Consider the following 13,861-nt stretch of genomic DNA (forward strand, 5'->3'; position numbering starts at 1 on the left):
AATCCACCGATAAATTGAGGGACTTTGATTCCGGTTCCCCCTTTTTAAGGGGAGCTAGTGGGGAGCTAGGGGGGATCTAAAAGTACCTAAAGTCACAGCGAAACACTTGTTCATTCAACCTCTGAGATGAGAGAGCAGACGAGAATAACAAATGACCAATGACCAATGACCAATGACAAATAACAAATGACAAATGACAAATGACAAAACATATAATCGGCTTAACTGGCGGTATTGCTACAGGCAAAACCACCGTCACAAATTATTTGGCTAGCGCTTATAACCTGCCGATTTTGGATGCAGATATTTATGCTAGAGACGCAGTAGCTTTAGGTTCGCCGATTCTGGGTGCGATCGCTCAACGTTACGGCGAACAAATTTTACTAGCAGATGGCAGCCTCAACCGCCAAAAGTTAGGCGAAGTTATCTTTAATTGTCAAGATGAACGCAACTGGATAGATGATTTGATTCATCCTTATGTGCGCGATCGCTTCCTCACAGCAATTGCCCAATCTTCCTCACAAACACTGGTGTTAGTAGTGCCTCTCTTATTTGAAGCGGGAATGACTGATTTGGTTACAGAAATTTGGGTAGTGCATTGTTCCCAAGAGCAACAACTACAAAGATTGATACAAAGAAACCATTTAAATAGAGAACAAGCAGAAGCCAGGATCAACAGCCAATTATCTATCGAAGAAAAAGTTGCTCATGCAGATGTCGTTTTAGATAACTCCTCTACCCTAGAATTACTACTGAAACAGGTAGATGTAGTCCTAAAAACCAGGAATGGAGACTAAAGTCTATTTATCTTAAAAAGATACATAGACGACATTCTTAAGACATAAAACATTTATAAATTAATATTATATTTTTAACAAAAAAACACTCATATCTGACCAAATATTGTTCAATAATTCGGTGATTTTACAGTTGAATCTGCGGTTCCCAGTACTGTAAATTTAAGTGAATAGTAAAACAATAGCTGCCATAACATCTGGTGTTGTATGAAATACTGAAGATTAAAGGTAACAAACTAGTCAATAATATGAAAAATAGTGAACTTTTACCTAAAAAACAGCATCATCATGACATCAATAGTTTATCTTACAGAAGATCCATTTAGTATCAATTAAACATTAATATCTCAGAATTAAGTCTTAAACAAACTGACTTTTGAATTATTAGGTCTATTTTTCACTTGTTTTTAAGTGCCTTCTCTTCAATCAGAACAGGTATGAACTTAAGTTTTAGTTTTTTAAATAAGTTATCTTTGGTTAGCTTTCCAGCTAATCCATTAAAACAAAAGAATAAAATCCATGATTATACCCAACAAGTTTGGGGAAGTGACTACGTATTTGAGCGCCTTAATGAAGGAATGATCGGTTACATGACTGGAGTCGGCAAAGGTATTAAACCCTGCGATCGCATTATCTTACGAGAAGGTTGTGAATCTTATCAATATCAAGTTGAAGAAGTTGATTACTACTCCGATCCGTCTGATATGTGGATAGCTTTACTGAAACAAATACCGATTGACTAAATATCAAAGTCAACCAGTTATTTAAATTATAAATGTGAAAATTCTTCTTCTCTTGCTAGATAATAAGAGAAGTCAGTTATCTATTTTAAATTTATCAAAAAATGAGCTATTAAAGTATTCCTTTCGTAGGATAGCAAGTAAAGATGCAAAAGATTTGGGTTATTTTTATCAAGGTGCATTACTGTACCATCTACCGCTAAATGGTGATGATCTATCCAACGCTCTTGTGAATCTAGTAAAAAACTGAAGTAAGGGCTGACATCTGGATGATTTTTTGTTAATTCATCGTAGCTTTGATAAAAAGGAGGTATCCCAATTCCCATTGGCATATATAAGCCGTTAGGATACTCTTGTACAGTCAATTGAGGGAGTGTTTTGAGATCAATCCCACTAATGAATAATTTATTTTGTTCACTAGTCTTAGTATCTGTGAATAGTAACTCAATTTCCTGTAAATTTTGTTCAACACCAATCGGTTTAATGTTCCTTAAAATAGCTTTATCAAATTTGCCTATTCTCCAGTATTGATTTCCCCAAGGCTTATTTTGATCATAAAATCCTGGTGGTCGAAAACTTGCAAATTTAATTTCCTTTTTAGGGTCGTAAAAATCTCCCCATTTTGTGACATTAGTCGCTAGCGTAGTTCTAACTTTTCTACCTTGCTCTCCCGATACAATTATCCTTTCGTCTAGGGGGAACTGAGTAGCGACTTCTTTTTCATCAATTATATTTCTCAGAAGATTAGTCTTTAATATTGTGCCACTTGGGTCTTGCCAGTGTTCTAATTTCCACCAATGCTTCCAATAGGAAATATTATTAATTTTTTCAAAAATATTTTTGTAATGTCCCATCGGAAAGGTAAACCAACTTTGATAATAAAGAGATTTGTTACCATCCTCTTTAGTGAAAAGCAAAATTTCCCAAAATCCGGCATTTAAGCAATTATTAGCCAAAGCAACCTCTACGAGATTTTGCTTTTCAAAACCATCTCCTCCAACAATTTCTAGATTTTTGGAATTAGCGGGAAAACTAACCTGTTGTCTATTCCACTCCCGGTCTGTAAAAGCAATTATTTCTAATCCTTGATCTTTTTTAACCCATTCGGGTGCTTTTGGGACTAATAGCTCTAAATCAACATTTTTTATAATGATTTGTGCCGTTTTGTTGTCTGTTGGCTCAAGCACAAAATCAAAATGCGTATCATCTCTCTTAATAATTGTTAATTTTCTATTGGAATATCTTTGAAAGTTTTTGCCTAGAGGTGCGGGATTAACTGGATAATCGACATTCGATAATTCTTGTAGTTTTAGAGTCATCTTGTCATCAAATTTATATCTGGACTTAAACCAGAAACCACCTATTCCCAGCAAACCAAGGCATAAAATAAGGGTACTGAATAAAATTTGTTTCTTCGTGACTCTAAAATTAGCTTTGCCAAATCGGGAAATGCCTGCATTTTTTTCCTTCGCAGAATTATTTTTCATTAGACAAATTTATTTTTATCAGAAAAATGGGTTTAAAACCCCGTGCTTCTAGCACGGCTTTGATTTGCTAGGTTTACCTCTTCCAGTAAATGTGTTAAAGTCCTGGAATGCTAACCATGAATTACCGCTACAGAATCTATCCAAACATCACTCAGGAACAATCACTTTTTGACTGGATGGATGTTTGTTGTGTTGCCTATAACTACGGACTGCGAGAAATTAAGGATTGGTGTAATAGCCGGAAATGCATGGTTGATAGATGCTCTATCAGTCATGAATACATTATGGCTGCGGATGCTTCTTTCCCTAGCGAAGTAAAGCAACTTAACGCTTTACCAAAAGCTAAAAAGGCATTCAATTGCTAGACTTCATCACACGATTGACAACACTCGCAAAGATTTTCACTTCAAACAAGCTCACGCCCTTTGTGATGCTGGTGATATGGTCTTCATGGAAGACTTGGATTACCGGACTTTGGCTAAAGGGATGCTGGGCAAACAGATGCTTGACGTGGGGTTTGGACAGTTCCGAAACATCACCAAGTATGTTTGTTGGAAGCGTGGTAAATTCTTCGGTGAAGTCAATGCTAGGGGGACTTCTCAACAATGTCCTGAGTGTGGTGCAGAAGTTAAAAAAGACTTGAGTGTTAGAGTGCATCATTGTCTTAGTTGCAATTACATTACAGATCGTGACGTAGCCAGTGGGCAAGTAATTAGAAACAGAGGAATAGAACTGATTAGTACGGCGGGGCACGTCGGAATTCAAAATGCCTATGCAGACGGTTTGCCGGGGATTGGGGAAACTCAGTCTAGGTCAAAGTCGAAAACCCGCAAGGGAGTAACTAGGAAGTCTAAGAAGTGATTCTTAGAAGCTCCGCACCTTCAGGTCGGAGTCATGTCACCAGAATGCTGCTTAATAGCATACTGTTTCATGCAACTGATTCCTTATTTTTCTAGGGAAAGGTCACATTATTAAACAATTACCTGGAATGAAGGGGTTTAATGCCTATTTCCTGCGGATGCGGAATGCTACGTCTCTCTTAGAACGAAAATTGCTCCTCTTGTGGTTTCCCCAAGAGGAGCAATTTTTTGCGCTTAAGTTTTAATCAGGGTCTAAGCTCGACTTTATCCGAAAAATAGGTTTAAAACCCCGTGCTTCCAGCACGGCTTTAAAGTAATGAGTAAGGAGTGGATGAAAAACGGGTATTTACTTATTACTTATTACTTATTACTTATTAATTATTACTTATTACTTATTACTCATTACTTATTACTTATTACTTATTACTCATTACTTATTACTCATTACTCCAGAATCACAGTGCGTACCCTTCTCCTGACGGAGACGCCGCGCGAACGGGAACGCCAAGGGCGAACACGGCGGTGAGGATGTCAACCATTTTTTTCGCAACGCGATCGCATAAATAATTAATGCCTGATAATTAATAAGGCAATCTACACAGAGCAAAAATGCAGACTCTCCAAAAACTCTTCCTCCCAAGCATGGGCTGTGGGACTTGGGCCTGGGGCAATCAACTGCTTTGGGGATATGACGAAAGCATGGATGACCAATTGCAAGCCGTCTTTAACCTTTGTGTAAGCAACGGTGTAACTTTATTTGATACAGGTGATTCCTATGGAACTGGGAGATTGAATGGTCGCAGTGAGTTACTCCTGGGACGATTCAACCGAGAATATGTAGGTTCAGACAAAGACAATATTTGTATTGCTACTAAGCTTGCTGCTTACCCGTGGAGATGGACACGCCAATCAATGGTAAGGGCTTGTAAGTCATCTGCTCAACGCCTGGGAAGAAATGTTGATTTGGTACAGATGCACTGGTCTACAGCGAATTATGCCCCTTGGCAAGAAGAAGGGCTGTTAGATGGTCTTGCCGATGTATATGAGCAAGGACTGGTCAAGGGAGTGGGACTATCCAATTATGGGCCGAAACGACTTAGGAAAGTGCAGAAAAAGTTTGCTGAACGAGGCGTTCCGATTGCAACTTTGCAAGTTCAATACTCTTTGTTGTCTACATATCCTGTCACTCAACTCAAGCTCAAAGACCTTTGTGATGAGTTGGGAATTAAATTGATTGCCTACAGCCCTCTCGCTTTGGGAATACTAACAGGAAAATACTCTGAGCAAGGCCCTTTGCCCAAAGGCATCCGAGGTCTGCTATTTAGACAGATATTACCAGGAATGCGATCGCTGTTGGGATGTTTGCGAGAGGTGGCACAGTCTAGAAACAAAACCATGTCACAGGTAGCAATTAATTGGTGCATCTCTAAAGGAACCATTCCCATCCCTGGAGCCAAGAGCGTCGAACAAGCGAGGGAGAATCTTGGTGCGTTGGGTTGGCAATTAGACGCCAGTGAGATTGCAGAGTTGGACAGTGCAGCGGCAAATGCCGACAAAAAAATGGTACAAAATATCTTTCAAACTAAGTAAAATCTCAATATTTCTCAATTTAAATCTCACATTGCAAAACCTGGTTTAAATTCGAGAATAAAAAGACTTGGATTTTCCATCAATTCCGACATAAATCTCTTAATTATGTCTGAGTTATTAGTGATATAAATTACTATTTTTAGCTGAAAGTATAGCGCTTTTATTCATTTTTTTGTTAAAAATAGCTTTTTATCGACTAGCTACGGAATTAAAACTACGTAGAATTTGTTTTTAGATAACATCTAAAAAAGACTTAAATCAAGGAGTTATGTCCTAACATTTAGTGTGTGGAACTTGATTTTTAACGTTGACTAAGAAAGAATGAATATTGAGTCTAACATCTTGTAGACACTCTTGGTGACAACTTAACCTTATCCAATGTCCACAGTCCGCGAAAGCGGACTTTTTTTATATATTAGCTGAGAGCTATTAATCAAACTAATTAGCTCGTTATTGAGAAGTGAATTAATTACTTGAATATGAAATTTAGAAAATATAAGAGCCTATTTATCGAACAGAATTCAGGAGTCAGGAGTCAGAATTCAGCAATGTTTTCTGTATGACTGGCGGTGCTTCGTAGCGTTAGCGAGTCTTGTCTACGACACGCTACGCGAACGAGCGTCTGAATGACCGGGTTTAAGACCCCCACCAAATCTACGATTTGGTGGTTTTCAATCAGTCGCGGGTCTGAATCCCCGACTGATTTATTCTGACTCCTGTTAGCGATAGCGGGGCGTTTAGCCCATTCTGACTCCTGAATTCTGACTTGTGAATTCTGAATTCTGAATTCTTCTTCAAAAAGTAAATATTAAGTAGGGGCGTGAAAGCCTAAAATGTTTCAATAGATTTTTGAGAAAATTGAGATAAATCAATGTTTTCTGCTTTTTTTCTAATGCACGACTTTAGCTTTGCCACGCCAGTAGGGTGTGTTACGGCTGTGTGGAATTTTAAGAACTGCTGTCTGAGTTATTTTGTAACGCTTCCTAACACTTCCATGACTTCTGCTTCCGGTTTTACCCTAGCTTCTGCTTCCAGAAATTCAGCTACTTGAGCCTCAATTTCATCCCGAACAATTTGGCGATATTCCAAGAAATGCTCAATTTGGGCACAAACAGCTAAATAGCTACTCACCCCACCTCGATTATGCTGATACATGTTCCACAAGTTGCGCCAGAATTGCCAGCGCGTCTGACGAAGTAGACCTTGACGCCAACAAATCACCAGCAACGCTCGGAGTACTTTCCAGTTCAATGGTTTTTTGGCACCTTTGCCCTTTTTCGGGTAGGTTGCTTCGCCCAAAAGACGGAAGTGTTTGTATGTACGCTCTAAAAACCGTTCTGGCTCATACAAATCACAGAAGGCTTGCACATATTCACGAGCGATGTCTTCTAAGGGTCGAGTTGGTACAAAGTTCATCAACGTGGTTTGGTTGATGTTGGCTGATTTATTGCGGAGTCGTCCTTCTTTTTCTAATCTATGCCAGAGGGCTGTATCTGGAAGTGCTTGCAGCATACTAAACAAGGCTGTGGGAATTGCTGTCTGCTCGACAAATTTGACAATGCGTGCGCCTGCACCTGCTTTTTCGCCATCAAACCCAATAATAAAACCTGCCATGACTCGCAGTCCTGAGCGGGTAATCTTATTCACCGCCTCACTGAGTGAGTCTCGCGTATTCTGGTATTTCTGAGTAAAAGTGAGACTTTCTTCGTCGGGGGTTTCAATTCCCAGAAAAACGGCTCCAAAATTACACGCTACCATCAAGTCCATCAGTTCTTGATCTTGGGCTAAATCAACTGAAGCCTCTGTAGCAAAGGAAAAGGGATAGTTATGTTCCACCATCCAGGGCAAAAGGGACTTCAAAAATAATTTGACATTCCGCTTATTGCCGATGAAGTTGTCATCCACCATAAAAATACTACGCCGCCAACCCAGTTGATAGAGGTAATCAAGTTCTGCTAATATTTGTTCTGGGTTTTTAGTGCGGGGTTTGCGACCGTACAGCACAATAATGTCGCAGAATTCACATTGAAAAGGACATCCGCGCGAAAATTGCACTGACATCTCCGCGTATGCTTCAAACTCTAGCAAGTCAAAGCGAGGAGTTGGAGTGTTGGTGACATCTGGTTTTTCACCGTCAGAGCGAAAGATACCTGTGCGATCGCCCCGTGCGATCGCTGCTACAAATAAAGGTAGGGTGATTTCCCCTTCGTCTAATATCAAGTAGTCTGCTCCGGCGGATGTCATTTCATTTGGTAAAGCTGTCGGGAAGGGGCCACCCACAGCGACTTGTTTACCTCTTTGCTTTGCTTCCAATATTTGAGAGAGCAAATCCTCTTTTTGCACAATCATCGCCGACATAATAACCAAATCTGCCCAAGCCCATTCTGCCTCTGTACAGACGCGAACATTACGATCTACTAGCTTGAAATTCCATTCCTGGGGTAAAATCGCCGCTACAGTCACCAAGCCTAAAGGCGGTAGCATTGCTTTACGGTCTAATAAAGCCAGAGTCTTTTCAAAAGACCAAAAACTTTTTGGAAAACGGGGGTATAGAAGTAAAACGTTCATATGTGATGCTTATAAACCTTGATTTTTGTTACTGGTTTACTTCATATAAAACTAAACCAGTCATGAGAACACATTAGAGGAGCTTCTGTATCCAGTAGCTATAATCTCTACTATGACTTATTTAGACAAAGCAATATCTTATCAGGGCAATTATTACTGTTTTCAAACCAGAAAGTAGCGCCAAATTTGTCAATGTGTCCAAGGAGTGTGATGTCTATGACGGGCTTCTCTACAAGACGCTACGCCTAGCTTGCTTCCCCCCAGGGGTACGCCTACGCATTTTCTGCGAATCTTCAAACATCTATGGGGAAAGGACTTCGCCAGAAATAATAGGACTTGTGCCTTCAAGACTTGGCAAATTGGCTATTCTGAGAAAATTAACTGTGTTATTTTCAATGCTATACAAGGTGTATTTGCACTTTCAAGCTATTTAGACGGGCTGCAACCCGTCTTTATTTATGAAGAAGGGGAAGGGGGAAAGGGGAATGGGGAAAGGTAAAAACCTCGCCCGAAGTAAAGCGAAATAATCCAAATTTTATGGGGAAGGTAAAAAGCGAGACCAATTGTGGGCGACAATCATCATCCCTTTCCCCTTTCCCCTTTAACCTTTTCCCTTTTATTGCGATCGCAGATATCTATACATAGAGATACGTCTCTCCAATCCTCTACTTCTTTCCTCCTGCCTCCTGCCTTCTTTGTAATAATAATAGTTAGTTAAACAAGCAGAGATGTAGCTAAGTATGGATAACTTCCCTCAAACCAATTCTAGCTACCCTGTTGGGGGTGGTTTACCTGTGATTCAATATTGGGCAGAAAAAACTCTCTCACCACAAGGATTAAAATTATGGCAAACTCTCAATCATAAAAGTGCGTGTTTATCCTGTGCTTGGGGTACGGGTGGGCAAAAAGGGGGGTTTGTTAATGAAGCGGGAGAATATTTACAACGCTGTGCTAAAAGTGTAGAAGCGATCGCTGCGGAATTGCAACCAGGAATTAAACAAGATTTTTTCTCAGCAAATAGCATCAGTGAATTACAAAAACTGACTTCTCAAGAATGCGATCGCTTGGGTAGATTAAGTTATCCTCTCATTCTCAGATCAGGTTCATCCTATTATCAACGTATAAGCTGGGAAGAAGTTTATGACATCGCGACACAAGCCTTTAATTTACCACCAGCACGAATTGCTAGTTATAGTTCTGGACGTTCATCTAATGAAGCTGCCTATTTACTACAATTATTAGTGCGATCGCTAGGTAGTAATAATCTAGCAGACTGTTCAGATTTGTGTCACGCACCCTCAACAGTGGGGTTAAAAAAAGTTTTCGGCTCAGGTACATCAATGGTAAGCTTAGAGAGCCTGGAACATAGTGATTGTATCTTTTTAATTGGTTCTAACGCACCTGCAAATCATCCCCGATTGATGAACGAATTGATAAAATTGCGGGAAAGAGGCGGGAAAGTAATTATTATTAATCCTCAAATTGAAATAGGTTTAGTTAAATTTGCATCTCCTGCATTTCCCATCAAATCTTTACTCACAGGAGGTTCAGATATATCTTCTTTATATTTACAACCAATTCCTGGTAGTGATGTTGCATTATTTGTAGGTTTGCAAAAATCCCTAATTGAACAGAACTTGATTAAAACAGAATATCTACAATCTTATACACAAGATTGGCAAAAAGTTATAGATTACGCTAACAATACATCGTGGGATGATATCACTAATACCTGTGGTTTATCCCAAGAAGAAATCACAGCAACAGCTTATATAATTGGAAAATCAGCGCGTGTAATTTTTGCCTGGGCAATGGGGATAACTCAACATGCTAACGGTGTAGATAATGTTTTTAGTATTGCTAATACAGCATTAATTACAGGGAACGCTGGTAAAATTGGTGCTGGAACAATGCCCATTCGAGGACATTCCAATGTGCAAGGATTTGGTTCAATGGGTGTCACTATAAACTTGCGGGAAGAAATCAAACAAGCACTATCTGAACTATTAGGAAAACCTCTCAATGAAACTCCTGGCTATCATACCCGTGACTTAATAACAGCGGCAGAATTAGGAAAGATAGATACACTATTTTGTTTAGGGGGAAATTTATATGCAGCTAATCCAGACTTACAGCAAGCAAAACAAGCATTGTCGCAAATAAAAACCATTTTTTATGTATCTACTAAAGCGAACTTAGGACACTTTCACGGATTAGCCAAAAAGCAAACTTTAATACTACCTGTCTTCAACCGCTTTGAAAATCCTCATAAAACAACAACTGAATCAGGTAATAACTTTGTACGGTTAAATAACGAAGGTAAAAGTCATTTACAAGCACCTGACGCTGATCTGATTTCAGAAATAGAATTAATTACAGAAATTGCTCATCGGTTACATGGTAAAACACCGATAGATTGGCGGAAGTTGCAAGATACAGTTTATGTAAGAAAATTAATTGCTAAAACCATTCCTGGCTATGAAAAAGTTGGCATAATTGACCAAGACAAACAGGAATTTATCATTGAAGGACGGATTTTAGATGAACCTAAATTTCCTACCTCTGATGGCAAAGCACAGATGTTTGTCACACCTTTACCACAATTATCGCTACCTTCTAAACAAACATTTGGTGTGACAGAAAATCAGCCAGGAATTGTGGTAATTTTAGGAACAGGACGCAGTTATGGTCAACATAATACTGTAGTTTATCGCAATGAAGATAAATATCGAGGAATGCCCCATCGTCACTGTATTTTAATGAATTCTCTAGATGTAAAAAAAGCGGGATTCCATGAACATCAGCGAATAAGAGTGAAAGGGGATAGGGGAGAATTAGACAATATTGAAATTATTTGTGGAGCAATCCTTGAAGGTGTAGCTTTTATGTTTTATCCTGAAGCTAATATTTTATTTCAAGCAAAAATTGATCCACAAAGTGGCACACCTGCTTATAAAAGAGTTCCGGTTTGTGTTTATAAATCCCCGATCTGACTTTTACAATTATGTCTTATATTTAAAAATTTAAAAAACGGTAGATTGCTAATTGTTCTACCGTTTTTTATGTATGTTTTATGTGGTACTCAAAAGTCAAATGATATTTTTGCTTGCTTTCATGTGAAAGTGAATTTTGAGTATTTATTTTTCCACAGGTGTTAGTTTTAAAGGATACAATGGCTCAGATCCATTTAATTGCCAAATTCTAAATACCAATACAGCTGCTACAGTTAGCCATACACAAGAAAATGATAAAGTCATTCCCGCTAAAGGATTAGTTTGCCAATAAATTGCCGTCACCACTACAGCAGATAACCAAGGGCCTAAAATAACCACAGGAACAGCAGCACCTAATCTCCGTTCTACAGTAAAAATCGTATTCCAAGTATCCCCCAAAGCCAGATGCACCACAAACAAAATTAAAGGCAACACAAAAAACTGGTGATTCATTTGCTGCCAAACTAATGTAGAAGAAATTACCCGTAAAACGGCAATTATCATCCAAACTATGGGAAATACTAAAGGTGGAGGCGACCATCTTGGTCTGATCACCTGGTCATAAGTCTGACGAGAACGGGTATTATCTAAAAGAGAAAAAATTCGTGATCGGATACTTAATAGAGCAAAAAATAATCCGGTTAATAAAGTACTAAACCAATTGGGAAAAGAAGAATTGGTATCAATCAACATTACTATTTTTTCTATTCCCAGCAACACGAGAAGCATGACTACTATTTGTAAGATAGTCCCTAGTGTATAAACTAAAACTGCTCTAACATCTAGTTCTTGTGTAGTAGCTATTGATGTATTTGGAGACTGTTGTTGATTAAGAGTTTTTACCCCCATCACTGCATTGACAAATTGTTCAACTATTCCACTATTATTGGATTTATTCATAATTAAGAGATTGTACGTAGCTTGCAATTAGTAGTAATAAGTCATTATATGATAGTCTAATGGTTCAAAATAATTTTTATAGTATCTTTTAATATCAGAGTTTATAAGTTGCAAATCTAATGTACAGTCTTTCGTAAGTGATATTGAGGAAAAAACGTGGAATTTCAGAAGTTATTGTATATTTTTACTCTAGTAAAGATTGCTACGTTCGCTCTGAGTGTACCTGTATTTGCTCAAATCACACAGACTCCCTCCAATTCTTCACAATCGAGTTGTCGTGCAACTAAAGTAGATACTCCAATTTTCAAAGAACCTTCAACATCATCCAACGCTATCAGAATACTGTCGGCAAAAACAAAGATTTCTCTGGCATATATACCAGTTAGTGGAGATAGATTTGTCAGAATTCAATCTCCGACTTCAGGGTTTATTCAAACCGCTGTGCTGAAATTTTGTCAGACGAATAACAATCCTCAAAACCTGTCGAGTAAACCTACTATTGGCAGTGAATGCCGGCAACTTGTACAACCTCAAACTCTACGTCTCCAACCAAGTACAAAAGGAGCCTATATTGCAACACTTTCTCCAAACACAATAGTGTATGTGAACATGCTTACAGGTAATGTGGTTAAGTCATACAAAGCTGAAAATTTCATTTGGGTAGAAATCGATCTTGCCAGAAGTTTCCCTGGAGAGTTATCCGGTAATGGTTGGATAGCCAATAGTGACTTAATAAATACTCCTGGATTAAGCAGTCTGACTTATTGTAGTTAGTAGCTTATTTCGCTCAATATCTCCACTTGGTATGAGTTTCTTTATCCTAGTGGTGCAGCAAATGGTACTTGGTGTAGACTAATGGGTAAACCAGCAACACGAGAAAACCGTATTATTTTTGGCAGTAAAAAGTTTTTGCCTACTTATCAGGGTTGTAGATAAGGGGAGTTGCCAGTGCGTTGGTGCAACCCGCCCTAGGCATCGCTGTTATTGTAGGCTACGTTAACAAAATATAATCCACTATTTTTGTGAGAGCGATGCCTACGGTGGATAAAGTGCGTAGGCGTAGCCCGTCGTAGACATCGCTGATTAGGAACGTTAACCGACGAAATATGAACAACGATTTTAGCATTGAATTGCTTTTACCCCACACCAGCAATCACCTGCCCAATATCTTGAGGAGTTGCACCTGTTGCTAACATTGCCCGGATCAACAATTCAATTGATACTGAAGCATCGCCATTTTCAGCTTTAGCAATCCGAGGTTGGCTAGAACTAATCTTAGCAGCGAGTTCACTTTGGGTCATCAGTTTTTGCCGACGCTCTTTCAAATTTTGGCTGAGAGCTAGCTTAATTTCAACAAAGATAGTTTCTTCGGGTGTTAACTCCAAAAAATCTGCAACTGTTCCAATTTTCCAGCCTTTAGATTCCAAACGTTCTCTTTTTGCTTGATCCATCACATTACTCCTGTTGATCGTTATCGTATTTGCTCAGACGCTTTTTGCAAACCTCAATTACCTTCTTGGATGTTGTTCTCGTTGTTTTATTAAAGACTTCAACAATCAAGATTGCATCGTCATCAATTCGATAAATGATTCTCCAGTTTTTATCAGCATCTCGAATACGTAATTCATGACAGTAAATTCCTATACTTGGCATAGGGCGTGAATGTGGCAACCCAAGGGATTCACCTTCCTGTAATTGTCTGAGCAGAACACCTGCTTCTATGCGTGCTTCTTGAGTGAAAGGTGGGGTTTTAACTTCACCATGTAACCAAACTAAAGGTTTACTTTGATCTCCCATGATGTATTTATATCATATCTGATATATTGATATAATATACCTATGAAAGGGAACTTATATTAATGGGATTCAGGTTGTTTATGTGGGCAAGGTGAGCGATCGCTTGGGGCGTGAAAAGTTGGGAACAGT

12 protein-coding genes are annotated in these 13,861 nt (G+C 38.8%); 7 read left to right on the forward strand and 5 right to left on the reverse strand.

Annotated features, from left to right (window positions below):
• Positions 1-200: 200 nt before the first annotated feature.
• Positions 201-797 (forward strand): dephospho-CoA kinase, encoded by a 597-nt coding sequence (coaE, locus tag A4S05_RS13500; protein WP_069070346.1) that lies wholly within the window; start codon positions 201-203, stop codon positions 795-797.
• A 437-nt stretch (positions 798-1,234) separates the two neighbouring features.
• Positions 1,235-1,540: a hypothetical protein gene (locus A4S05_RS13505; RefSeq protein WP_069070347.1), complete on the forward strand. Its 306-nt coding sequence runs from the start codon at positions 1,235-1,237 to the stop codon at positions 1,538-1,540.
• A gap of 80 nt (positions 1,541-1,620) precedes the next feature.
• Here the strand turns inward: A4S05_RS13505 and A4S05_RS13510 are convergent, their stop codons facing one another.
• Positions 1,621-3,024, reverse strand: a complete 1,404-nt coding sequence (locus A4S05_RS13510) for a hypothetical protein (protein ID WP_069070348.1) — start codon at positions 3,022-3,024, stop codon at positions 1,621-1,623.
• Positions 3,025-3,140: 116 nt separating this feature from the next.
• Here A4S05_RS13510 and A4S05_RS43270 point away from each other — a divergent pair, with 116 nt between their 5' ends.
• The 3 genes from A4S05_RS43270 (at position 3,141) to A4S05_RS13520 (ending at position 5,474) form a co-directional block, all read left to right on the forward strand.
• On the forward strand, positions 3,141-3,389 hold the full coding sequence (locus tag A4S05_RS43270) for a helix-turn-helix domain-containing protein (protein ID WP_256090963.1): 249 nt from the start codon (positions 3,141-3,143) through the stop codon (positions 3,387-3,389).
• Between the two features lie 13 nt (positions 3,390-3,402).
• The gene (locus A4S05_RS43275) at positions 3,403-3,885 is read left to right on the forward strand and encodes an RNA-guided endonuclease InsQ/TnpB family protein (RefSeq protein ID WP_256090969.1); all 483 of its coding nucleotides are present in this window, start codon (positions 3,403-3,405) and stop codon (positions 3,883-3,885) included.
• 608 nt (positions 3,886-4,493) lie between these two features.
• Entirely contained in the window at positions 4,494-5,474 is a 981-nt protein-coding gene (locus A4S05_RS13520) for an aldo/keto reductase (protein WP_069070349.1), read from the forward strand.
• A 966-nt stretch (positions 5,475-6,440) separates the two neighbouring features.
• On the opposite strand, the gene A4S05_RS13525 is transcribed toward A4S05_RS13520, so the two are convergent.
• Positions 6,441-8,042, reverse strand: a complete 1,602-nt coding sequence (locus A4S05_RS13525) for a B12-binding domain-containing radical SAM protein (RefSeq protein ID WP_069070350.1) — start codon at positions 8,040-8,042, stop codon at positions 6,441-6,443.
• Between the two features lie 740 nt (positions 8,043-8,782).
• Between A4S05_RS13525 and A4S05_RS13530 the strand changes: the two genes are divergently transcribed.
• Positions 8,783-11,035: an FdhF/YdeP family oxidoreductase gene (locus A4S05_RS13530; RefSeq protein WP_069070351.1), complete on the forward strand. Its 2,253-nt coding sequence runs from the start codon at positions 8,783-8,785 to the stop codon at positions 11,033-11,035.
• A 144-nt stretch (positions 11,036-11,179) separates the two neighbouring features.
• Here A4S05_RS13530 and A4S05_RS13535 read toward each other — a convergent pair whose 3' ends face one another.
• The gene (locus A4S05_RS13535; RefSeq protein WP_069070352.1) at positions 11,180-11,935 is read right to left on the reverse strand and encodes a TspO/MBR family protein; all 756 of its coding nucleotides are present in this window, start codon (positions 11,933-11,935) and stop codon (positions 11,180-11,182) included.
• A 156-nt stretch (positions 11,936-12,091) separates the two neighbouring features.
• Here A4S05_RS13535 and A4S05_RS13540 point away from each other — a divergent pair, with 156 nt between their 5' ends.
• The gene (locus tag A4S05_RS13540; RefSeq protein ID WP_069070353.1) at positions 12,092-12,709 is read left to right on the forward strand and encodes a hypothetical protein; all 618 of its coding nucleotides are present in this window, start codon (positions 12,092-12,094) and stop codon (positions 12,707-12,709) included.
• Positions 12,710-13,071: 362 nt separating this feature from the next.
• On the opposite strand, the gene A4S05_RS13545 is transcribed toward A4S05_RS13540, so the two are convergent.
• Both A4S05_RS13545 and A4S05_RS13550 read right to left on the reverse strand, forming a co-directional pair.
• A complete protein-coding gene (locus A4S05_RS13545; protein WP_069070354.1) occupies positions 13,072-13,386 on the reverse strand; it encodes a helix-turn-helix domain-containing protein in 315 nt (104 codons plus the stop codon).
• Between the two features lie 4 nt (positions 13,387-13,390).
• Positions 13,391-13,732, reverse strand: a complete 342-nt coding sequence (locus A4S05_RS13550) for a type II toxin-antitoxin system RelE/ParE family toxin (RefSeq protein ID WP_069070355.1) — start codon at positions 13,730-13,732, stop codon at positions 13,391-13,393.
• Positions 13,733-13,861: the final 129 nt, after the last annotated feature.

Source organism: Nostoc sp. KVJ20 (genome assembly GCF_001712795.1).
GTDB lineage: Bacteria > Cyanobacteriota > Cyanobacteriia > Cyanobacteriales > Nostocaceae > Nostoc.